At 69.3% G+C, this 19,504-nt stretch carries 21 protein-coding genes and 1 pseudogene; 13 read left to right on the top strand and 9 right to left on the bottom strand.

Translation table 11 applies throughout. The features are described 5' to 3' along the window. The first annotated feature begins 5 nt into the window (after window positions 1-5). From OG435_RS24510 to OG435_RS24495, 4 genes are read left to right on the top strand one after another with little or no spacing between them, the layout of a single operon-like run. Window positions 6-491, top strand: a complete 486-nt coding sequence (locus OG435_RS24510) for a hypothetical protein (RefSeq protein ID WP_266879753.1) — start codon at window positions 6-8, stop codon at window positions 489-491. Further along, the gene (locus tag OG435_RS24505; RefSeq protein ID WP_266879751.1) at window positions 488-850 is read left to right on the top strand and encodes a hypothetical protein; all 363 of its coding nucleotides are present in this window, start codon (window positions 488-490) and stop codon (window positions 848-850) included. The genes OG435_RS24510 and OG435_RS24505 overlap by 4 nt, the downstream gene beginning before the upstream one ends. Window positions 851-853: 3 nt before the next feature. Then, entirely contained in the window at window positions 854-1,726 is an 873-nt protein-coding gene (locus OG435_RS24500; RefSeq protein ID WP_266879749.1) for an efflux RND transporter periplasmic adaptor subunit, read from the top strand. Between the two features lie 53 nt (window positions 1,727-1,779). Further along, window positions 1,780-2,259, top strand: a complete 480-nt coding sequence (locus OG435_RS24495) for a hypothetical protein (protein WP_266879747.1) — start codon at window positions 1,780-1,782, stop codon at window positions 2,257-2,259. A 53-nt stretch (window positions 2,260-2,312) separates the two neighbouring features. Here OG435_RS24495 and OG435_RS24490 read toward each other — a convergent pair whose 3' ends face one another. The 6 genes from OG435_RS24490 to OG435_RS24465 all read right to left on the bottom strand — a co-directional run bounded on the left by OG435_RS24490 (window position 2,313) and on the right by OG435_RS24465 (window position 9,072). After that, the gene (locus OG435_RS24490; protein ID WP_266879746.1) at window positions 2,313-3,272 is read right to left on the bottom strand and encodes a serine hydrolase; all 960 of its coding nucleotides are present in this window, start codon (window positions 3,270-3,272) and stop codon (window positions 2,313-2,315) included. Between the two features lie 72 nt (window positions 3,273-3,344). Next, window positions 3,345-4,859 carry a sensor histidine kinase gene (locus OG435_RS24485; RefSeq protein ID WP_266879744.1) on the bottom strand — a complete coding sequence of 505 codons (1,515 nt, stop codon included), beginning with the start codon at window positions 4,857-4,859 and terminating at the stop codon, window positions 3,345-3,347. Beyond that, on the bottom strand, window positions 4,856-5,608 hold the full coding sequence (locus OG435_RS24480; RefSeq protein ID WP_266879742.1) for a response regulator transcription factor: 753 nt from the start codon (window positions 5,606-5,608) through the stop codon (window positions 4,856-4,858). Before OG435_RS24480 ends, OG435_RS24485 begins: the two co-directional genes overlap by 4 nt. 172 nt (window positions 5,609-5,780) lie before the next feature. After that, the gene (locus OG435_RS24475) at window positions 5,781-7,565 is read right to left on the bottom strand and encodes a CotH kinase family protein (RefSeq protein WP_266879740.1); all 1,785 of its coding nucleotides are present in this window, start codon (window positions 7,563-7,565) and stop codon (window positions 5,781-5,783) included. After that, window positions 7,565-8,248 carry a DUF4956 domain-containing protein gene (locus OG435_RS24470; protein WP_266879738.1) on the bottom strand — a complete coding sequence of 228 codons (684 nt, stop codon included), beginning with the start codon at window positions 8,246-8,248 and terminating at the stop codon, window positions 7,565-7,567. Before OG435_RS24470 ends, OG435_RS24475 begins: the two co-directional genes overlap by 1 nt. Further along, window positions 8,245-9,072, bottom strand: a complete 828-nt coding sequence (locus OG435_RS24465) for a polyphosphate polymerase domain-containing protein (protein ID WP_266879736.1) — start codon at window positions 9,070-9,072, stop codon at window positions 8,245-8,247. The genes OG435_RS24470 and OG435_RS24465 overlap by 4 nt, the downstream gene beginning before the upstream one ends. Before the next feature lie 1,404 nt (window positions 9,073-10,476). Here OG435_RS24465 and OG435_RS24460 point away from each other — a divergent pair. After that, window positions 10,477-11,181 carry a restriction endonuclease gene (locus tag OG435_RS24460; protein ID WP_266879735.1) on the top strand — a complete coding sequence of 235 codons (705 nt, stop codon included), beginning with the start codon at window positions 10,477-10,479 and terminating at the stop codon, window positions 11,179-11,181. A 617-nt stretch (window positions 11,182-11,798) separates the two neighbouring features. Here OG435_RS24460 and OG435_RS24455 read toward each other — a convergent pair. Continuing rightward, window positions 11,799-12,074 (bottom strand): annotated as a pseudogene (locus OG435_RS24455) (HSP18 transcriptional regulator); the annotation flags it as partial. A 128-nt stretch (window positions 12,075-12,202) separates the two neighbouring features. On the opposite strand from OG435_RS24455, the gene OG435_RS24450 reads away from it, so the two are divergent. From OG435_RS24450 to OG435_RS24440, 3 genes are all read left to right on the top strand, one after another. Continuing rightward, on the top strand, window positions 12,203-12,637 hold the full coding sequence (locus OG435_RS24450; protein WP_266879734.1) for an Hsp20/alpha crystallin family protein: 435 nt from the start codon (window positions 12,203-12,205) through the stop codon (window positions 12,635-12,637). Window positions 12,638-12,747: 110 nt separating this feature from the next. Continuing rightward, complete coding sequence (locus OG435_RS24445) at window positions 12,748-13,140, top strand: DUF2267 domain-containing protein (protein WP_266879732.1); 393 nt, start codon at window positions 12,748-12,750, stop codon at window positions 13,138-13,140. 50 nt (window positions 13,141-13,190) lie between these two features. Then, window positions 13,191-13,622: a DUF2267 domain-containing protein gene (locus OG435_RS24440; protein WP_266879731.1), complete on the top strand. Its 432-nt coding sequence runs from the start codon at window positions 13,191-13,193 to the stop codon at window positions 13,620-13,622. Between the two features lie 88 nt (window positions 13,623-13,710). Here the strand turns inward: OG435_RS24440 and OG435_RS24435 are convergent, their stop codons facing one another. Further along, window positions 13,711-14,070 carry a hypothetical protein gene (locus OG435_RS24435; RefSeq protein WP_266879729.1) on the bottom strand — a complete coding sequence of 120 codons (360 nt, stop codon included), beginning with the start codon at window positions 14,068-14,070 and terminating at the stop codon, window positions 13,711-13,713. Window positions 14,071-14,645: 575 nt separating this feature from the next. On the opposite strand from OG435_RS24435, the gene OG435_RS24430 reads away from it, so the two are divergent. The 4 genes from OG435_RS24430 (at window position 14,646) to OG435_RS24415 (ending at window position 17,507) form a co-directional block, all read left to right on the top strand. Then, window positions 14,646-14,849 carry a cold-shock protein gene (locus OG435_RS24430; protein WP_008734853.1) on the top strand — a complete coding sequence of 68 codons (204 nt, stop codon included), beginning with the start codon at window positions 14,646-14,648 and terminating at the stop codon, window positions 14,847-14,849. Window positions 14,850-15,168: 319 nt separating this feature from the next. Further along, window positions 15,169-16,689 (top strand): DEAD/DEAH box helicase, encoded by a 1,521-nt coding sequence (locus OG435_RS24425; protein ID WP_266879728.1) that lies wholly within the window; start codon window positions 15,169-15,171, stop codon window positions 16,687-16,689. A 46-nt stretch (window positions 16,690-16,735) separates the two neighbouring features. Continuing rightward, the gene (locus OG435_RS24420) at window positions 16,736-17,140 is read left to right on the top strand and encodes a CBS domain-containing protein (RefSeq protein WP_266879727.1); all 405 of its coding nucleotides are present in this window, start codon (window positions 16,736-16,738) and stop codon (window positions 17,138-17,140) included. 49 nt (window positions 17,141-17,189) lie between these two features. Further along, window positions 17,190-17,507 (top strand): SCO5918 family protein, encoded by a 318-nt coding sequence (locus tag OG435_RS24415; RefSeq protein WP_266879725.1) that lies wholly within the window; start codon window positions 17,190-17,192, stop codon window positions 17,505-17,507. Between the two features lie 193 nt (window positions 17,508-17,700). Here the strand turns inward: OG435_RS24415 and OG435_RS24410 are convergent, their stop codons facing one another. Continuing rightward, window positions 17,701-18,105 carry an ATP-binding protein gene (locus tag OG435_RS24410; protein WP_266879723.1) on the bottom strand — a complete coding sequence of 135 codons (405 nt, stop codon included), beginning with the start codon at window positions 18,103-18,105 and terminating at the stop codon, window positions 17,701-17,703. Between the two features lie 862 nt (window positions 18,106-18,967). On the opposite strand from OG435_RS24410, the gene OG435_RS24405 reads away from it, so the two are divergent. After that, on the top strand, window positions 18,968-19,306 hold the full coding sequence (locus OG435_RS24405; RefSeq protein WP_266879721.1) for a helix-turn-helix domain-containing protein: 339 nt from the start codon (window positions 18,968-18,970) through the stop codon (window positions 19,304-19,306). Window positions 19,307-19,504: the final 198 nt, after the last annotated feature.

Below are 19,504 nucleotides of genomic sequence, written 5' to 3'. Positions count from 1 at the left end.
GAGCAGTGAACCCAAACACCGACGTGCTTGCCGATTCCCCGTTTGCCGGGGACCTCGACGCCGACCTCAAGGCCGCACCGGCGCGGCGGCGCCTGCCGGGGGTGGCGCTGTTCCTGGCCGCGGGCATCGTGGCCGTCGGCGGATTCGTCGCCGGCGTGTACGTGGAGAAGGGTGCCGGGGACACGTCAGGCACCCGGCCGTCCGGGGGCCAGATGCCGGGCGGCGGCCAGATGGCCGGTGGCCGGCCGCAGGGCGAGATGCAGGGCATGCCCGGCGGGGGCGGCCAGTCACGCCAAGGGATGTCCTCCGGAACCATCAGCAAGATCAAGGACGGGGTGGTGGAGCTCACGACCCAGGACGGGAAGACCGTCGAGATCAAAACCGGTGACTCCGTCATGCTCCGGTCCCAGACCCAGACCCAGACCCCGGCCCCGGCCCCGGCCCAGACCCAGACCCCTGCCCCTGCCCCGACGGACGGAGCACAGCAATGACCTTGGTGAAGCGGATGCTGGGCGGGGCGGCGGTGGCGGCGATGCTGCTGACCACCGTGGCCTGCGGCAGTACCGAGTCCGAGCAGCAGCCCTCCTCCGACCCCATGCAGGCGTTTCAGGAATGCCTCCAGGAGCACGGGGTGACCATGCCCGCTGGGGGAGGCCAGCGCCCCGAGGGCGTCCCGAGCGGACGACCCGAGGGTGCGCCCAGCGGCATGCCCGAAGGTGCGCCGTCGGGGCGGCCCTCGGGCATGCCGAGCATGTCGGCCGAGCAGCAGGAGGCGATGCAGGCCTGCGCGTCGCTGCGACCCCAGCAGGGCGGCGGCCCCGGCGGCAACAGTCGGCAGAACGGAGGCTGACCCATGGCAACAGGCAGAAGGCGCCGCACGCCGGCAGCGGGGGGCGGCCGCCGGATGGCCGCCATGTACGGCGTGCTCGGGGCCGTCCTGATGGGCAGTGCGGCGATACCCGCCCACGCCGACGGGAGCACCCCCTCCCCGTCGGCCAAGAACCCGTCCCCGACCGTTCCGGACGTGGAGGCCGGCACGGGCCCGTCCGCGTCGGGCACGGTCGAGAGCCTCACCTCCCGCTCGCTGTCGTTCACGGCCGAGGGCACGATCACGACGCTCAAGGTGAAGGCCGGTCAGAAGGTCGAGAAGGGCGATGTCCTGGCCCAGGTCGACTCCACCGAGGCCGTCGAGAGCCGCAGTGCGGCCTACGCCTCCTACCTCGCCGCCTCCGAGACCCTGGAAGAGTCCGAAAGCGGCAGCGAGGGCTACCGGAAGGCGTACGCGTCCTACGTCAAGGCCCGCAACACCTACCGCAAGGCCGAGCGCGCGGTGGACGGGACGAAGATCGTCGCCCCGTTCGCCGGGACGGTCACCGCGCTCGACGCCGAGGCCGGCCAGAGCGTGTCCCGGGGAGCGACGGTCCTCACCCTCACCGACCTGTCCGCGCTGCAGGTCAGCGCCGACTTCACCGAGGCCGACATCGTCAAGCTGAACAACGGCCAGAAGGCCACGGTCACCTTCGGGGCCCTGAACACCACCGTCCAGGGCAGCGTTTCCTCCGTGTCGCCGGTCCCCGTCGCGTCGGAGAGCTCGGGCAGCGGTACGGGGGGAGGGATGCAGCAGTCCTCGACGCAGGTCGTCCGCTACACCGTCCTCATCTCCCTGGCGGACCTTCCGGCGACGGTCCGGGCGGGTCAGGCGGTGACCGTCGAGGTGCAGGTCTGAGTCTCTCAGCGAATTCACAGCTCCTGACCACGTGATCCACAGGGAGCCCGGCGATGCTCACGCCCATGCCGGAGCAGACCGACCCCCACGACATCCTCAGGACCTCGCCGTTCGCGGGCAGCCTCGAAGAGGCGCTGGCCGCCCATCCGCCCCGGCCCAAGCTGCCCCTGCTCACCACGTTCCTGGCCGTCGGCGTCCTTGGCGTCGGCGGCCTCGTCGGCGGCATCCACGCCGACCGCCACTGGGGCCGGGAGAACACCGAAGCCGGGCCCGGAGCGTCCACCGGACGCTTCGGGCAGGGGCCGCAGCCCCCTGCCGGCGCGGGGCAGGGCCGGTTCCCTGGCCGGGGCGGCGGCCAGGGTCAGCCCTCCGGGCAGCAAGTCCCGGGCGGGGCTCGGCAGAACCCCGGACTCGTCCAGGGCACCATCACCGAGGTGACCGGCGAATCCGTCACCGTGAAGACGTCCGACGGCAAGACCGTCACTCTGAAGACCGGGGACGAGCTGCGGACGCTCCCGTCACCGGCTCGCTAGGGACCGTGCCCGCCGACCCCTGGGCGCCGTCGGTACGGAGCCCGCCCGGTCGGTCACTCGTCGGCACCGGCAACTGCGGCGTCCGCGAAGGGGCGGCTCGCCGCCATCGCGAGGTCTTCCACCAGGGCCATGCCCGACTCCTGCGACCTCTGGCCGTCGCACAGAACGGCCAGCAGGAGGGTGTGTCCGGCCACTTCCACCCGGCCGATGCTGTTGGTCACCCACAGGCCCGTCCCGCTGCGCGCGAGCCAGCCGTTCTTGAGCTGCGCGGACCCGGGGTCGTCCGCCGCCGCCGAAACGCCCCAGTCCTGGTCGGCCGCGATCGAGCCCATGAGGCCGCACAGATACTCCCGGGCGTCCGCGGACAGGACCGAGTCCTCGCCGAACACCGCCCGGAGCAGACGCAGCTGATCATCCGGCGTGGTCCGGGTGAGCCCCCAGTAGGCCCCGTCGCCGGGAACGGTCTCGGTCAGGCCCAGCCGGGCGTTGGCCTTCGCCAGCCCCTGCCCGCCGCCGATGGCGTCCCACAGGGCGTTCGCCGCCGCGTTGTCGCTGTTCTCGATCATGACCGTCGCCCACGCGCGTTCCTGAGCGGTGAGCGCCCGACCGTCGTCGTCGGCCTGCAGTAGCAGGGCGGCGAGAATATCGACCTTGACGATGCTGGCGGTGTCGAACTCGTGATCGTCGGTCTCAGTGGTGCCGGCGGACGCGCTCGTGCCCGTGGACAGGTCCAGCACCGCCACGGCCGCGTTCCCCCCGGCCCCCGCCACAGCCTCCCGTACCGCGGCCTCGACGTCCGCCGCGAGCTCGGCCCGGGCGTCGTCTTGCGCCGACGCCGTCGCCGACGGACTCGGTAGCGCGGTCACTGCAGCGGCCGTCTCCACGGGGTTTCGGCCCGTCTGCGGACCCGAATCCGCGTAGCTGAAGCCGATCGCACCGATGAGCGCGGCCGCCGTGCCGATCGCGAGGTAGCGGGGTATCCGGGACGGGGAAGAGTGCCTGTGGCGTGCCATGAGGCGACGCTAGGAATCCGGTATGGGAAACGCGTTTGCGTCAGCTCTGGATCCGCTGTGAAGACGCCCGGTTCACCACGTTTCCACGTGCGGTGCCGGTGGCCGGTGGGGTAGCAGGAGGCGGAAGGTGCAGCCTTCGCCCGGCCGGTTGTCCAGTTCGAGGCGGCCGTCGTGCGCGGCGGCGATCGCGGTGGCGATGGCGAGGCCCAGGCCGGAACCCGGTTCGGTGAGTCCGTCCGGGGCCGCGGCCCGGTAGAAGCGGTCGAAGACATGGGGGGCGGCGTCGGGCTGGATCCCGGGCCCTTCGTCGGCGACCTCGACGACGCTGACGGGCACGCCTGCCGAAGCCCCCGGCCGATCGGCCGTGCGGGAGCCGACCCGGACATGGACCGGTGTGTCCGCGGGGGTGTGGGTGCAGGCGTTGGACAGGAGGTTGTTCAGGATCTGGGCGAGCTGATGAGGGTCACCCGGTGCCTCGATGACGTCGAGCTCGGCGGTCCCCGCGCCGGGCCCTGCGGGGTCGGCCGTGAGCGGCTCCAGGGTGATCGTGCGGCCGGGGTGGCGGACAGCGGTGGTCGCGATGGCCTCGGCGGCCAGCGAGAGCAGGTCGACGGGTTCGTGGTGGGGGGTGGGGGTGTGGCCTAGCTTGGCCAGGAGGAACAGGTCATCGACGAGCCGGCTCATGCGGTCGGCGTTGTGCGCGATGAGCGTGTGCGCCTCGTGGCGGCGGGGGCCGTCCATCGCAGGGTCCGTCAGCAGCAGTTCGGCGAAGCCCTGGACGGCGGTGAGCGGGGTCCGCAGTTCGTGGCCCGCGTCTGCGAGGAAGTTCCGCAGCTGCTGCTCCGAGTCCTCCGTACGGCGCAGGGCGGTCCTCAGCCGGTCGAGCATGGTGTTGAGGGCCATCGCCAGGCGCCCGACCTCGGTGTCGGGGTCCGCGACGGGAACGCTGAGTTCCAGTGCCCCGTCGGTGATCTGCTGCGCCGTTTGTTCCACGCGGGTGAGAGGGCGCAGGCCCAGCCGGATGGCTCCGTTGCCGAGGACGACCACGCTGGTGGCGACGGCCAGGCCGAGGCCGAGGCTGAGCCAGAGCAGTTTGGTCGTGGCGCCGTCCACGGTGTCGAGCGGGAGGGCGACGACGGACCGCATCTGGCCGGGTCCGGCGTAGGAAACGACGCGCCAGTCGGATCCGCTGTCGTCCTGCCCGGGTAGGGTGCTCGGCTTGCCGGAGGGCAGGCGGAGGTCGGTGGCCCGGCCGGGCAGGCGTGGCCCCGGCTCCTCACCGGTTCCCAGGGAACTGGCGAGCAGGCGTCCGTCCTGGTCGTAGAAGTAGACGCGGTAGTCCGAGGGCAGCGAGTCGCCGGGGTTCGGCGGTGGACGCAGGGCTTCTCCGCGGGCGAGGTCCTCGTAGACGCGGTCGGGGGGACGGAAGTGGCCCAGACGGTCGTCGACCTGGTCCATGAGCCAGCCGCGCAACACGGTGAGCCCGGCGAACTGGCACACCAGGACGGCGGCGGTGGCCAGCAGCCCGGAGATCAGGACCAGGCGGGCGCGCAGCGAGCGGGGCCGCAGTCGGCTCACCGGGCTCATCGCGGCGTCGTGGGGGACTCGTCACGGGGCAGGCGCAGGCAGTAGCCGACACCGCGGACCGTGTGGATCAGTGCGGGCGGCTCCTGGTCGATCTTGCGGCGCAGGTTCTTGACGTAGGTGTCCACGATCCGGGTGTCACCGGAGAAGCCGTACTGCCACACCTGCTGGAGGATCTCCGCCTTCTCCAGCACCCGCTCGGGGTGGGTGAGCAGGCAGACCAGGAGACGGAACTCGGTCGGCGACAGCTTCACCGGTCGTCCGGCCCGGTGCACCTCGTGGCTGCTCTCGTCGAGGGTGAGGTCGGCGTACCGCAGGGGCGGCCGGGCGGAGCCGGCGGACGGGGGTGTGTTGCTGCGGCGCAGGATGGCGCGGATGCGCAGCAGGATCTCCTGGACGTGGAAGGGCTTGGTGACGTAGTCGTCGCCACCGGAGCTCAAGCCGATGATGCGGTCCTCGACGCCGGTGCGGGCGGTGAGGAACAGCACGGGGGTGTAGACGCCCTGGGCGCGGAGGTCGCGGATGACGTGGAAGCCGTCGGTGTCGGGGAGCATCACGTCCAGGATGATCAGGTCGGGCCGCCGACTGCCCGCCTCGAACATGGCTTCCTGCCCGCTGCCGGCGCTCGCCACGGCGTAGCCGGCCGCGGTCAGCGCGGAGGTCAGCAGCGTACGGATGCTGGTGTCGTCCTCCACGACCAGAACGGTGTGCCTCGTCCCCGGCCGGTCGGGAGGGAGCTGTTCGTCGATCACGTTCTGGCACCTCGGGGAGCGGGGAGTGGAGCTGCGGAGTGGCGTTTCTCCGCCGTGGTGCCCGCGTCAGGCCGGACCACCGTACGCCGGACATCGCCGAAATCCGCACATGGAGTATTCCCGGCACCCCGGGTGGCGCCCGGTCGGGGACGCATCCGGGGTGCCGGGTTGATCAGCCGGTCACGTCCTTGTCCTTGGCCAGGGCCGCGGAACGGTCGGTGACCGTCTTGGACAGCTTGGCCGCGGAGGTGTCCAGGTCGGCGGACTTGGCGCCCGCCGACCGTGCCTGTTCGGTGATGTCCTTGAGGTTCTCCGCCGCCGTGCCGGAGGCGTAGAACTTCTGGTACAGCTCGCGGTACGCCTTCTTGTAGACCTCGTCGAAGGCGTCCAGGGCCAGGAACTTGGTCTTCAGGACGTGCGACATCCCGCCCCGGCCACCGCCGGGCCCGCCCTGCTGGTTGCCGCCGACGCCGCCGGGTGCTCCCTCGGGCATCCCGGGCGGCATCCCCTGGGGCATTCCTTCCGGCATGCCCTCGGGCATCCCTTCCGGCATGGTGCCGGGTCCGCCCTGTGCGGCGCCGGGCGGGACCTGACCGGTGTTTCCGCCGGTGTTCCCGCCGGGCATGCCGCCGCCCATGCCGATGGAGTCGTCCGGGCCGGCGGCCGCGTCCCCGCTGAAGGTGAGGTTGTAGTCCCAGCCCAGGACGGAGAACTTCTTCGTGTCCAGGTCGTACCAGAGCAGGTAGTTCTTCCCCGGGCCGGCCATGTCGTCGAAGTTCAGCAGCAGGTTCTGCGACGCGACGTACTGCGCGAGGGAGTCCACGTCGACGTACTTGCCGAGGTCGCGGGCGAACTCCTCGTCCGAGGCGCTGTTCGCCCACTTGATCAGTTTCATGACCGGCTCGAGGTCCTGGCTGCCCTTTTTGTTGAGCTGCTTGAAGGAGTTCTCGTACTCGGTGGGGTCGTCGCCGCGGTACTCGAAACTGCCGCCGGCCTTCGCCTTGTAGAGCACCCCGTTGCCGTCGGTGATGTCAGCGGCGTAGTCGGTGTCGGGTGCCTCGACCATGAGGCGGGCGGCGGCGGGACGGTTGTTCACCTTGAGCTCGGTGAAGGCGTACCGCTCGGCCTTCTGGCCGCTCGTTCCGGTCAGCGAGAGGGACAGGGCCTCGTTCAGGGGAACCTGGGCGTTGCTGCCGGGCCGCAGGGAGATCTCGCGTTCGCCCTGGTAGGCGCGGCCCTCGACGAACTCGTCGATCTTCACGAGCCAGGGCAGTTCCTCGGGCTTGTCCGCGGAAAGGTTGTACTGCACCATCCCGCCCATCCCACCGCGGCCGCCGCCGGGCCCCTGACCTTGTGCTGCGCCCCCTTGGCCGCCCGGTCCCTGGCCTCCGGCTCCCTGCCCTCCAGTGGCCTGCCCGGGGCCTCCCGTTGCCTGGCCCCCGGTGGCCTGGCCCGGGCCGCCGCCGGGAGCGCCCTGCGGGAAGCCGGGAAGGTTCCGGTCGCCGCCGGCTCCGCCCGCCCCGCCCCCGCCGGGCATGCCCCGGTTGCCGCGCAGGGAGGACACCGTGGAGTTGCCCTTCAGCCGGATCCCCACGTCGTTGAGGTAGACACCGTCGATGACCAGGTCGGCCTCGATGTAGTCCTTGTTCCCGTCCTCCTTGAACTCCTTCATCATCTTGTCGAAGTCGGTCTGCTTGTAGGTGAGCTGGATCGAGTGCGACACGGAGGTGTCGTACAGGCCCACCGTTCCCCGGACGTCCTCGGTGATCGGGTCGCCCTCGGCGCGAGAGGCCGAGGTGACGTACGGGGAGACCCGCACGTCCCCGAGGAAGAACACCATCGCGGCCAGGCCGACGCCGAGCGTTGCGGCAGGCTTCCAGTGGTGGCGCAGCCGGACCGGTACACGGTCCTTGAGCCGCCGCTCGCGCCGCACGGCGCTCCCGGTCTCGCCGCCCATCAGAGGTCCGTGGTGTCGTAACCGGTCAGGACGGTGACGCGCTGGCCGGACGTGCGTTCCTGCAGGGCGCTGACCAGGTCACCTGGCTCGGTGCCCTTCTTCAGGCGCACGGTGTAGAAGATCTCGCACAGGGCTCCGCCGCGGATGGTCTCGGTGCTGACGAGCTCGAACTCGCTGGTGTACTTGATCAGCACGTCACGGATCTGCGGGGTGTAGTCGTCACCGGCGGGAACCTGGACCTTGACGACCTGACGCTGCACGTTGAGCGCGAACCAGTTGAACTTCGACATCGCCAGGATGACGGAGCAGATCACGACGGCGCCGACCACGGCCAGAGTGTAGAACCGGGCGCCGCAGGCCATGCCGATGGCCATGGCCAGGAAGATGAAGCCGACGTCCCTGGTCTCCTTGACCGCGTTGCGGAACCGGACCACGGACAGGGCGCCGACCAGGGAGAAGGCACGGGCCAGGTTCGAGCCGACGACCAGCATGATCAGGGCGACGATCATGCCGACGATGACGAGGGTCTGCACGTAGGACTGGCTGTAGGAGACGTTGCGGTGCGTGTACCGGTACACGTAGCCGATCGCCGTGGACAGGATGAACGACAGCGCCATCGCCGCGACGACATCGGCGACACTGAAGGTGCCGCTGAGCTCCTGCAAGTTGAGGTCGAAGTTCACTGGACTCCCGCTTTCGAAGGCGCATCGTGCTGCGCCGGCTGCTTGTGAGTTGGGGTGGGAGGCGGGTAGTCCGCCTCGTTGACGTGGAAGACCGAGCGGGGGGCCAGCCCGAACGCCTCGACGGACTGCACGTACTTCGAGATCCGCACGAGGTTGAGGTTGCGGCGCGCGGCCAGGTCGGTGATCCAGTGCGGTGTGCGCTCGTTGACCTTGATCTCCATGACCGACATGTGCGGCGGGATCGTGAACCGGTTCTGGGGGGTGGCGATGCCGAAGTGGAAGTCCCGGTCCCGGCCGCGGACCCGGCGGTCGAAGGTGACCCGCAGGCCGGTGTCGGCATCCCTGCCCACCAGGGCCTCGCGCTGGTAGCCGGTGATCGCCGTGGGCTGCAGGTTCAGCCGCACGACCAGTTCGAGGACCTCCTGTACGAAGGCACTCTCCTGCGGGGAGTGCTTCACCATCCGGCGCTCGTCGCACAGTCCCCGCGCCACGCCGTAGGGCAGGGTGATCCGGCGCTTCTGCGTGACCCTGTTGACCCGCTGCTTGATCTCCACGCGGACCGGGGAATCGTCCGTCACGGCGTCCAGGTCGCCGTAGTGGCGGATGCGCAGCTTGCGGCGGAACTTCAGGCCCTCGATCTTCTCCCAGTAGAACCGCAGCTGGGGGGTGTCGTAGTACAGGCTCCACACGCCGTACCCGCCGACCGGACTGTGCAGGTCCCGGTCCATCCGCTCGGCCAGCTCGTCCCGGATCTCGGCCGCCTCCTCGACGGGGACCAGGTACTTCAGCTCGAACCGGTTGAACGCGTGCAGCCGGCTGGCCACGTGCAACGGCTCCTCAGCCGTTCCCCACTGGCCGGACGGCGCCCGTACGGCGTCACCCCGGCCTTCACCGGCCGTGGCCGTCCTCGACGGGAACACCATGCGCCTCCACTGCTCGTGCCTTCCGGGTCAACCGGCTGGACACAGGCAAACAACGGCGCATGAAGAGCCCATGAGAATCACGGGTCGATTCCAGAAGTCTTCCAAGCCATGAACGGGTTAACGAAAGGTGCCCTCATTCCTGTGCTGCAGGCAGCAAGCACCGCCCCATGGGAACCACCATTCCACCCCGACCCAAAGCCCTCAGTGGCTCAGGGGGCCTCCGGGAAGGCCCCAGCCCGCCGCCGGCCTCGCAATGCCGGGCACCCCAGCACCTGGTCGGCAAGCTATTAGCACCCGCGACCGGGACTTCCGCTGGTCTATGCCACTGCACCCGCCAACGCGCCCATCCTGGCCAGCACCTCCACTGACGCCGCACGCGGGGCCGTGCCACAACGTGCCAGTAGGGGCGGTAAACAGGGGTCACCAAGGGTCCGACGAGGGCATCCAAGCCGAGTCGTCGCCGGACGTTTCACCAGGTCAGAGGTCGTACGTGCTTCCAAGTGCCGGGTGATTCCCAAGCTTATAGCGCGGGTTCGATTCCCGTCATCCGCTCTTGCAAGAAGGCCCAGGTCAGCGACCTGGGCCTTCTTCGTTGTCTAGACCTATCCGGCCTCGCCGTGCCCTCCGCGTGCCCCAACTCGCAGGAATGCCCTGCTCGGAGGGCATTCCGTGCACCACCTGCACCACTCGGACGCGGAATCGTCTCGGATCGCGAGACGCATTTCATGTGACCCGCGCCACATGTGCGCCCAGATTCGCCTGTTCGCAACCCTGAAGCAAGCCCTCAACCACACCGCCTGCGCAGCCAAGTTAGCGACGACGCGACGCCCTCCCCCGCGCCTCCGGATGCCGCCGAAGGCGCTCCCCGCCAAAGCGCGGGCGGGCCCGCCCCGACCCAGCAGATGATCACGACTGGTGACAAGTAGGTGACGCGTTGTCAGTGGTGGGTGCTTTCATGGATCCGGTGCGCAGGGAGGCGCATCGCGACTGGTGGGGGGATACAGCTGTGCCCTGGATCAATGACTACTTTCGAGCAGACGGCACTCGGGTCAAAGGCCACGTCCGGCTCCCTGCCGGGGCCCGGCGGGAGACCGCGCTGCTCGGCCTGATCGTCGCCGGAGTGGTCGTCTTCGGGAATGGAACAACATCAGCGGGGGCCGGAGCAGGCGCGGGTCAGGAGTTACCCAGGCCGCAGTCGACAGTGGTCTACCCGATCAAGTGGCCGGCATGGGAAAACCGCCCAGCGCCCCAACCCATACCGACGGTCTCCTATCCGATCGTCTTCCCGAGCACGGGGAACAGCAGGTGAGCCCCCGCCCACCCGCGAAGAGGCGCAAGCGCACCAGCACAGCGCGGCGCCGGAAGGCCACCGGCTCGGAGGAGCTGTGGCTCATCGGCCTGGTCGGCCTCGTGGCCCTCAGTCTCGTCGTGGCGGTGCTGTCGTGGCTTGCCGCCCACCCCTGGGTCCTGGTACTCGGCCTCCTCGCAGCCGGTGCCGCGGGCGCACTGTGGATGCGCCGACGCCAGGAGGCCGCGCGATGGGGCCAGGTCCGGGCCCAGGGCCTGCGCTACGCCGTCGCGCACCTCGACAGCCTCCACCACAATGACTTCGAGTTCGCCATACGGGACCTCATGCACCGCGACGGCTGCGCCGACGCGCAGAAAGTGGGCGGACGGGGCGACAACGGCGCGGACGTGAAGGCCACTGACCCCTTCGGCCGCCGCTGGGTGATCCAGTGCAAGCACCGCAAGGCCGGCTGGTCCGGCTCCGCGGTCGGCACCCCCGACCTCCAGGTCCTCAATGGCACCGGCCGCCAGATACACGGCGGCGACGTCCTCGTCATGCTCACCAACGGCCGCTTCTCCCGGCCCGCCCTCGACTTCGCCAAGTCCCAGCGCCTCCACCTCGTCGACCGCCACCTCCTCGCCCAGTGGGCCAGCGGCTCGCGCCCCCTGTGGGAACTCCTTCGCGCCGTCCCACCACCCCGGAAACCGAGTTCGCTCTCGTGATGCGCCTGAACCACCTCACAGGAGGCTCCGGCCCGTGCCCGAGGTAAGCCAGACAGCTACCTGCAACACCGCTTCAGCCAGTCCGGCACGGCAAGGTGCGCAGCGCGTCGTCACGGGCGTTCGAACGTGCCTTGGCGAACGGAACCGGCGGCCCAGATGCTGGCGTGTCCTGAGTGACCCGAGAGAGGACCACGACCTTGACCGTGCCGACTGTAACCGCGGCCCCGCCGACGCTTCCGTTACCGCCGGCAACCGCAACCCGGCCCGGCTACCGTGACCGCGTTCGTGCCCGCTATACCGCAGCCGCCGAAGAACGCATCGACAGAGGACGGAACGCTGCTGCCGAACTTGGGTGCAGCGATTCCGTGCCGTGGGATGACATTCGGGCGGTCTATATCCGACCACTCCGTTCGCCCTGGAAGTCATACACGACCGTGATCGGCAGCATTGTGAGCGGGGCGCTCGTGGCAGCGGTCGTTATCGGATACGTGGCGATAGTGCTGGCGGTGACCCTGCTGTATTTCGGCAAGGAGAATCGGGCCGAGGCCGCGAAGACCACCCCCACAGCGCAGAAGGCTGCAGCGGTTGCGGCAACGGACGATGGGTTCACGCGCAAGGAGGGGGCCTGCGAGATCGGCCCAGCTCGCTCCGTGCACGCGGGCGGTTTCGATCAGTCCGCTCTCCCAGCCTGCGAGCTGTTCACGGACCTCCCGCAGCGTAAGCAGTGCAGCCAGAGCCGGGTGGGAGCCCAAGTCCGGTGGGGGCGTCGCTTCGGCCGTCGGCTTTCTGGCGGAGGAGTGTTGCGCGTCCTTGACGGCCCGGTTGATGGCCTCCAAGGCAGCGGCGGCGGCCAGGAAGGGGACGGGTGCGGTCGGCTCTGCAGCCTCGTTCATGACACTCTCCGTCTCTCGTCATCCTCCAGATGACTCCTTGCTTGTCATCGTTTCGATGACATGTTCCAACGGATGCACGTTGAAGCGCATTGGCAGTTTCTGCCTGAACCAACTGGAGGTGTTTCGCGATGTTGATGCGCACTGACCCGTTCCGCGAGATGGACCGGATCGTCCAGCAGCTGTCGGGTAGCTCGGGTACGTGGTCGAAGGCGTCGGTGATGCCGATGGACGCCTACCGTGAGGGCGACGAGTACGTGATCGCCTTCGACCTCCCCGGGGTGAGCACCGAGGCGATCGACATCGACGTCGAGCGGAACATGCTGACCGTGAAGGCGGAGCGCCGCCCGGTCGCGAAGGGCGACTCCGTGAAGGTGGAGCTCTCCGAGCGTCCCCTGGGTGTGTTCTCCCGCCAGATCATGCTGGCCGACACCCTGGACACCGAGCGCATCGAGGCCGACTACGACGCGGGTGTCCTGACCCTGCGGATCCCGATCGCCGAGCGCGCCAAGCCCCGCAAGATCAGCATCGGCGGCGAGTCCGGCCGCAAGCAGATCTCCGGCTGAACCCACCCGCACCAGCCGGCAGCGGAGGGCGGGGGAGAGCCGATCCCCCTCCGGCACCCCGCCCTCCGCACCCCCGTTTCACCCCTTCACCCCTTCTCGGAGGCGTCGTGATGTCGATGCGCAGGGAGTCGTTCCTGGCCCACGTCCAGGAACGCGGCGAGTACGAAAACACGGAAGAAGCCGATCGCGTGGCCCGCGTCGTCCTGGCCCTGCTGGGCGCACACCTGGTCGGCAGTGTCCGCGCCGAGCTCGCCGCCCGGCTGCCCGAGACGTACGCCCTGATCCTCCTCAACCCCCTCCAGGCCGCAGAACCGCTCTCGCCGGAGCGATTCGTCCGTGCGACCGCCGCCTGGATCGAGGGCGCCACCGAGAAAACGGCCCTGTGGGACATCGGCGCCGTGCTCTCCACCGCCGCCGCCGCGGGCGACGTCCTCACCCGGGAAGTCCTGCTCCAGCTCCCGCCCGGCTACGACCTCCTCTTCGGCCACCCCCAGCCCACTTGAGCGAAGTCGGCCGCAGACCCGAAACCTCGAAGAGAAAGGCAATCGCAGCCATGTACGACCAGCTTCGACCGAACCCGGCCCCGCCCGCCATGTCGTTCGAGCAGATGCTGGAACGTGTGCGCTACGAGGGTGCGTACCCCACCCGCGAACGCGCCGAGGAAGCCGTCCGCACCGTCCTCGCCGCCCTCGGCCGGCAAGTCACCGGAGACGAACGCGTCGGCCTCGCCCAGTGCCTGCCCCTCACCCTGACCGCCCAGATCCCCGACACCGAACAGCTAACCGGCTGGGGCTTCGTCAAGGACCTGGCCACCCGCACCGGCGCCACCCCCGCCACCGCACGCTGGGACACCGGCGCGGTACTCGCCGTCGTCGCCTGCCTCGCGGGGCCCGACCTGCTCGCCCGCATCCTGCGCCGGCTCCCCGGCGGCTACGCCCTCCTCTTCGGCCAGGCGGAACTGCGCCAACCTCAGCTCGCCGTCTGATCTGGTGCTCCGATACGGCGGTGAGGGCCCGACCGACGCACCGGTCGGGCCCTCAGTCCTGCGGGCGGGTTCTCGCCGTAGTCGCAGGTCAGTTGTCGGAGTAGCTGAAGTCGCCCACGGTCCAGGCGCTGACGTCCTTGATCGAGATGCGGTACATCCCGCCCGTCTCCGGGATCCCCACGGTTCCCTGCAGGATCCGCGCCACATGGAAGTGCAGATGTGTGGGCGGACCCTCCTTGGGTGTCGTGGCAGTGAAGATGGCGGAGAACTCGCCCAGGCGGGCGGAATCCGTCAGCACCTCCGACACTCGTTCTCTCCACACGGCTTCGGGGGCGAGCCGGCCGGTGATCACAGCACCGCCGGTGACCACGGTCAGGGACATCTGGTTGCTCTGCCCGGACTCCACCAGGGCGGCGACGTTCACGAGCAGCTCGTCAGGCTTAGACATAGAAGTCAATTCTATTCTCCGCTGCGCCCCGGCGGGCAAAGCATGCGCGCGATTGCTCTTGCAGGGCCTGCTGGGGCGGCCGCTGTCGGGCCTCCGAACCGCCAATGGCGCCGGTGGTCGAGCCCCTCCCGAGGCGCGTTCGTTGCCGTACAGGACTTCGTCACCGCGAGGACCACCGTCCAACGGTCCGCCACGTCGGAACCTGTCCCGACCACGTCTCCACCAACCGACTTCGCCGCCACCTCCTGCAGCCGGCAGCGAACAACCAAAAAACACTGCGGTCAGGGCGAATCAATATCTGTCGCCGCGGTCTGAGGATTTAATGGATCCGGTGAGGAGAGTTTCTACCGCAACGCGACTGACGGAAATATTCAACGAACACGGGCCCCTGCAGCGTGCTACTGTCGATCTCGGTTGCAGTTTTGGTACCCAAGAACTTCAAGCGCGTCCAGCCGGAATTCGTTCCACTGGAAGCACTTTGTATTTCCCGGTTGTTTACCGGGCGGGGCATCATCGCGGCGACACGGCGTCCGCACAGCGTGGTCGCCGATGTATTGCCCCAAAGGAGATATGACATGGCTGCTGGCACCGTGAAGTGGTTCAACGCGGAAAAGGGTTTCGGCTTCATCGAGCAGGACGGTGGCGGCGCTGACGTGTTCGCCCACTACTCGAACATCGCCGCCCAGGGCTTCCGCGAGCTGAACGAGGGCCAGAAGGTCACCTTCGACATCGCGCAGGGCCAGAAGGGCCCGACGGCCGAGAACATCGTTCCCGCCTAAGCGCTGACACGCATTCTGCAGCTGGGGCCCGCATCCCTCGGGGTGCGGGCCCCAGCTGCACGCATTTCCCGCGGTGCGTTCACCCGCGGTATCGATCATGGAGACACTCGGCCGACCGGCCCTCTCTGAGCCACACCGAGCCAATTGCTTTGGTTGTCGCGTCCGCATGACGCCACCGTATTCCAGCGCCTGAGCCCGTACAGATTTCCTGTCTGCCAGATCCGCTTTCGCATCAAATTCGGCCCGTTCTCGCAATTCCCTGCGCCGCTCCTACGCTGCGGGAATTCCTTGATACGTGCCGCATCAAGGAAGGTTCCGCATGAACCCCACACGTACGAACGACCGCTCCTCCCGCACCCGCAGCCGCACCGGCGGCCCCGCTTTCGCCGCCGGCTCCGGTTCGGGTCGGGTCAGCCGATTCGGCTCACCGGCCCCCAGCCGCTCCAGCGGCCACAAGCGCTCCGGTGGCGGAGGCTTCGGCCGTCGCCCCGCCGCACTGCAGGGGGAGTTCGCCCCGCCGAAGACGATCACCCCCGCGCTGCCCGCCGTCGAGGCCTTTGCCGACCTCGCCATGCCGGCCCAGCTGCTCGCCACGCTCACCCGTGAGGGCATGGCCACGCCGTTCCCGATCCAGGCCGCCACGCTGCCCAACACCCTCGCGGGCCGTGACGTGCTGGGCCGCGGCCGCACCGGCTCCGGCAAGACCCTGGCCTTCGGCCTCGCCCTGCTGGCCCGTACCGCCGGGCAGAGCGCCGAGTCGGGTCAGCCGCTCGCGCTGGTCCTCGTACCGACGCGTGAGCTCGCCCAGCAGGTCACCGCAGCCCTCACCCCCTACGCCCGGGCGGTCAAGCTGCGCCTGGCCACCGTCGTCGGCGGCATGCCCATCTACCGGCAGGCGCAGGCGCTGCGCGCCGGAGCGGAAGTGGTCGTCGCCACGCCCGGCCGGCTCAAGGACCTCATCGACCGGGGTGACTGCCGGCTGAACCAGGTCGGGATCACCGTCCTGGACGAGGCCGACCAGATGGCCGACATGGGCTTCATGCCCCAGGTCACCGCGCTCCTGGACCAGGTGCGCCCCGAGGGCCAGCGGATGCTGTTCTCCGCGACGCTGGACCGCAACGTCGACCTGCTGGTGCGCCGCTACCTGACCGACCCGGTCGTGCACTCCGTCGACCCCTCGCAGGGTGCGGTCACCACGATGGAGCACCACGTCCTGCACGTGCAGAGCTTCGACAAGCAGGCCGCCACGACCGAGATCGCCGCCCGCGAAGGCCGCGTGATCATGTTCCTGGACACCAAGCACGCCGTGGACCGCCTCACCGAGCACCTGCTCAGCAGCGGAGTGCGCGCCGCGGCCCTGCACGGCGGGAAGTCCCAGCCGCAGCGGACCCGTACCCTCACCCAGTTCAAGAGCGGGCACGTCAGCGTCCTGGTCGCCACCAACGTGGCGGCGCGCGGCATCCACGTCGACAACCTCGACCTCGTCGTGAACGTCGACCCGCCGACCGACCCCAAGGACTACCTGCACCGCGGCGGCCGTACCGCCCGCGCAGGCGAGTCCGGCAGCGTCGTCACCCTGGTCACCCCCAACCAGCGCCGCGAGATGGCACGCCTCATGCAGGCCGCCGGGATCAGCCCGGAAACCACTCAGGTCCACTCGGGCGACGAGGTCCTGAACCGCATCACCGGCGCGCAAGCACCCTCCGGCATCCCGGTCACCATCACCGCCCCGGTCGTCGAACGCGCCAAGCGCAGTACGGCCTCCCGCGGCCGCCGCGGTCCCGCTTCGGCCGCACGGCGTGCGAGCGCGCGGCAGTCCGCCTTTGATGCGGCGGCCTGAGAACCACGTGATCAGGAAACTGACCCATCTCTGCAGGAGGCAGATTTTGACGCTGGTCCAGATGCAGCCCCGCTCCCCGCACGTCGACATCGTCGGCAGGACGGTGGACGACGCCATGGAGGCGGCCGGTCCGCAGGTCTGCGACGACATGACCGTCGAGGTGGCCCTGGCCGTCACGGCCGGTTCCCGCACGGATCATCTGCTCGTCTGCGACGAGGACGGCCTCTGCACCGGACTGATCACGCGGACGCGGCTCAGCGCCATCCGCGACAGCTCCGCGTACACCGACCGGCTCCGTCTGCGCGATGTCCTCGGCCACGGCCAGCCGTTCGCCTCGCCCACGACCGCGATGGCCGAGGCCGAGCACGCGATGCGCTACCGCAACGTTGCCGCCCTGGCCGTCGTAGACGAACAAGGCAGCGCTCTGGGCGTCCTCGCCCTCGCCCGCTGAACCACCTCACCGTGGCCGGACCGTTCCCTTCTTCTCTCTGTGAGGCATCATGCGCTGTGTCATCGCCCGCTTCCCGTTCGACCTGACCAAGAGCGGTGTCCTGGAGTCCATGAAGGGCATCAAGCCCGAGCAGGTCATCGGCGATTCTGTGATCATCGGCCGCCGCACCTACCCCGTCAAGCAGGTCGGCCAGGTCCTCACCCGCCAGGACCGCCGCGACTTCAGCGCCGGCGAAGTCCTCCGCGCCATGACCCAGCTCGGCTTCACCTGCCGCGGCAGCAGCATTCCCCGGGCCGCCATCGCCACACGCGTACTCAGCCCGCTCCAGCGAGCCTCCGCGATGCTCGGCACCCCCGTCACCGCCTGACCGGTAGGCCGGCGCACGCCGCCACCCGAACAGCGAACAGGGCCCGACCGGCACACACCGATCGGGCCCTTCCGCATACCCGCATGGAAGCGCAGACGGGTGGACCGCCCCGCCAAGCCCGGCCCCGAGTCCTGACCGCCAGGACTCCGCGCGGAGGGGCCCTGGATCGGCTACCCGCCCGCGGGCTCGCCGCCTATCCGCCCGTCCGACGGGGCAGGAGGGCTCGTACGGTCTTGCCGCCTTCGGGCGTGGGCGTGACGATGGTGGCGTGGGCGAGGTCTTTGACCATGGGCCAGCCGAACCCGCCGGTGCCGTCGACGAGGTCGGGTGTGCGCATGCGCGGCGGGTGGGGACTGGAGTCCTCGACGGCGACCTCGATGGTGTCGGGGTGCACGGCCAGCCGGAGCGTGTGGGCGCCGCCGCCGTGGCGCAGGGCGTTGGTGACGAGTTCGGAGACGACCAGGATCACGGTGTCGGCGCAATCCCGATCGATGCCCCACGGCCCAAGGGCTCCGAGGAATGTCCGGGTGGCCTGGCGCGCCTCGGCGACGGCGGAGGGCGAAGCAAGGGCTGTGCACTCGGCGCTCATCGTGGTCATCGCGCGCTCCGGGTCTGTTGTCGGTGTCCGGCCTTGCCTGCCCGGTCGTTGTTCCCTGACCCACGACTGTTCAACCTGACGGGACCCGATTACCTCAGTGACACGCACTCAAAAATCTATCCTCGCTGGAGTAGACATTGGGCGGTGGCGTGGTTATGGTTTCTCTCGTAACCCAGAGAGACCGCAGGGCCGGGCAGAGACGAACTGCCGGGCAGCAGTACAGGCAGTACCCGTAGGTGCAGTACGCAGGACGGTGCGGTGGTGGAGTTCCGAAGCCAGGGCTGGTGCAGGACGGCAACGGGACTGACGACCGGACCAGGTGGCCCGCAGACATCAGGGGCCACCACGAGCAGTACCCAGCAGCGAAGTCAGTGAGCAGCACCTCGGTGAAGGCGTCGGCTGCGGGCGCGCGCACCGGGAAGTTCGGCAGTGGGGTTCCAAGCCAGAGCAGACGCAGGACGGGCGACGGGGCTGGCTGCCGAACGTGACGCTAGGGCAGGTCACGAGCAGTAACAGCGGTTCGCAGTACAGAAAGAAGTACCAGCAGTACGCGGTCCCCCGCTTTTCAAGCAGTTGACACCGAGGGATGAACGGAGGAGTTGAAGCGCCATCAGGATCGCCCGGACGTAAGCCTCGGTCCGGGTACCGCAGGACATCGATAGTGAGGTGGTCTCCGGTCAAGCAACCGCGATCCCCGCGTTCCCGGCAGCATCTCGGCCGGGTCGGCGGAAACAGATGGCCGGCGCAGTAACAGGGCCGGCAGATGGTGCAGCAGTTCCTTCGGGGCCCTGGTGTCGTACGCGCCAGGGCCCCTCCCCGTGTTCCGACCCCCCTTCCTCCACCTGTTTCGCAGTGAGGTGCGATGACAGCAGACGACTCGTTCAGCCGTCTCGACGACGACGGCTACCCCGCCTACACGATGGGCCGGGCCGCAGAGATGCTCGGCACCACCCAGGCCTTCCTCCGCGCCATTGGAGAGGCCCACCTGATCACCCCGCTGCGTTCCGAGGGCGGCCACCGCCGCTACTCCCGCTCGCAGTTGCGCATTGCCGCCCGCGCCCGGGAACTCGTCGACCGGGGCACTCCCATTGAGGCCGCCTGTCGGATCGTGATGCTGGAGATCCGACTTGAGGAAGCTCAGCGCGTCAACGCCGAGCACCAATCCCCCGCGTCCGAAGGGCGCCCGCGCACGGCGGCCTGAGGTGGACGTGCCCGCCGATCGCGGTGGGCACTCCCGCCCGCGCGTGTCGGAGGTATGACGCACCTTGTTTCCTATGGTGACGGGCCGTTGGGGGCGTGTAGCGTCTGCGTCAGCTGTCGTGGTTCGGAAGTCCCCCTTGCCCACGCCTTGGTGTGGGCGTTTTGCTGTGCAGTGCCGCAGGAACCAGGACGATCACCT

Source organism: Streptomyces sp. NBC_01264 (assembly GCF_026340675.1).
GTDB lineage: Bacteria > Actinomycetota > Actinomycetes > Streptomycetales > Streptomycetaceae > Streptomyces.
Note: the sequence above shows the minus strand (reverse complement) of the source record. Positions and strands in the feature narration are given on the sequence as shown.

Bases quoted from the DNA above. Each gene is read 5' to 3' on its own strand.
- OG435_RS24505 (WP_266879751.1), top strand. From the start codon at position 488: ATGACCTTGGTGAAGCGGATGCTGGGCGGGGCGGCGGTGGCGGCGATG.
- OG435_RS24500 (WP_266879749.1), top strand. From the start codon at position 854: ATGGCAACAGGCAGAAGGCGCCGCACGCCGGCAGCGGGGGGCGGCCGC.
- OG435_RS24495 (WP_266879747.1), top strand. From the start codon at position 1,780: ATGCTCACGCCCATGCCGGAGCAGACCGACCCCCACGACATCCTCAGG.
- OG435_RS24490 (WP_266879746.1), bottom strand. From the start codon at position 3,272: ATGGCACGCCACAGGCACTCTTCCCCGTCCCGGATACCCCGCTACCTC.
- OG435_RS24485 (WP_266879744.1), bottom strand. From the start codon at position 4,859: ATGAGCCCGGTGAGCCGACTGCGGCCCCGCTCGCTGCGCGCCCGCCTG.
- OG435_RS24475 (WP_266879740.1), bottom strand. From the start codon at position 7,565: ATGGGCGGCGAGACCGGGAGCGCCGTGCGGCGCGAGCGGCGGCTCAAG.
- OG435_RS24450 (WP_266879734.1), top strand. From the start codon at position 12,203: ATGTTGATGCGCACTGACCCGTTCCGCGAGATGGACCGGATCGTCCAG.
- OG435_RS24445 (WP_266879732.1), top strand. From the start codon at position 12,748: ATGTCGATGCGCAGGGAGTCGTTCCTGGCCCACGTCCAGGAACGCGGC.
- OG435_RS24440 (WP_266879731.1), top strand. From the start codon at position 13,191: ATGTACGACCAGCTTCGACCGAACCCGGCCCCGCCCGCCATGTCGTTC.
- OG435_RS24435 (WP_266879729.1), bottom strand. From the start codon at position 14,070: ATGTCTAAGCCTGACGAGCTGCTCGTGAACGTCGCCGCCCTGGTGGAG.
- OG435_RS24430 (WP_008734853.1), top strand. From the start codon at position 14,646: ATGGCTGCTGGCACCGTGAAGTGGTTCAACGCGGAAAAGGGTTTCGGC.
- OG435_RS24425 (WP_266879728.1), top strand. From the start codon at position 15,169: ATGAACCCCACACGTACGAACGACCGCTCCTCCCGCACCCGCAGCCGC.
- OG435_RS24415 (WP_266879725.1), top strand. From the start codon at position 17,190: ATGCGCTGTGTCATCGCCCGCTTCCCGTTCGACCTGACCAAGAGCGGT.
- OG435_RS24410 (WP_266879723.1), bottom strand. From the start codon at position 18,105: ATGACCACGATGAGCGCCGAGTGCACAGCCCTTGCTTCGCCCTCCGCC.
- OG435_RS24405 (WP_266879721.1), top strand. From the start codon at position 18,968: ATGACAGCAGACGACTCGTTCAGCCGTCTCGACGACGACGGCTACCCC.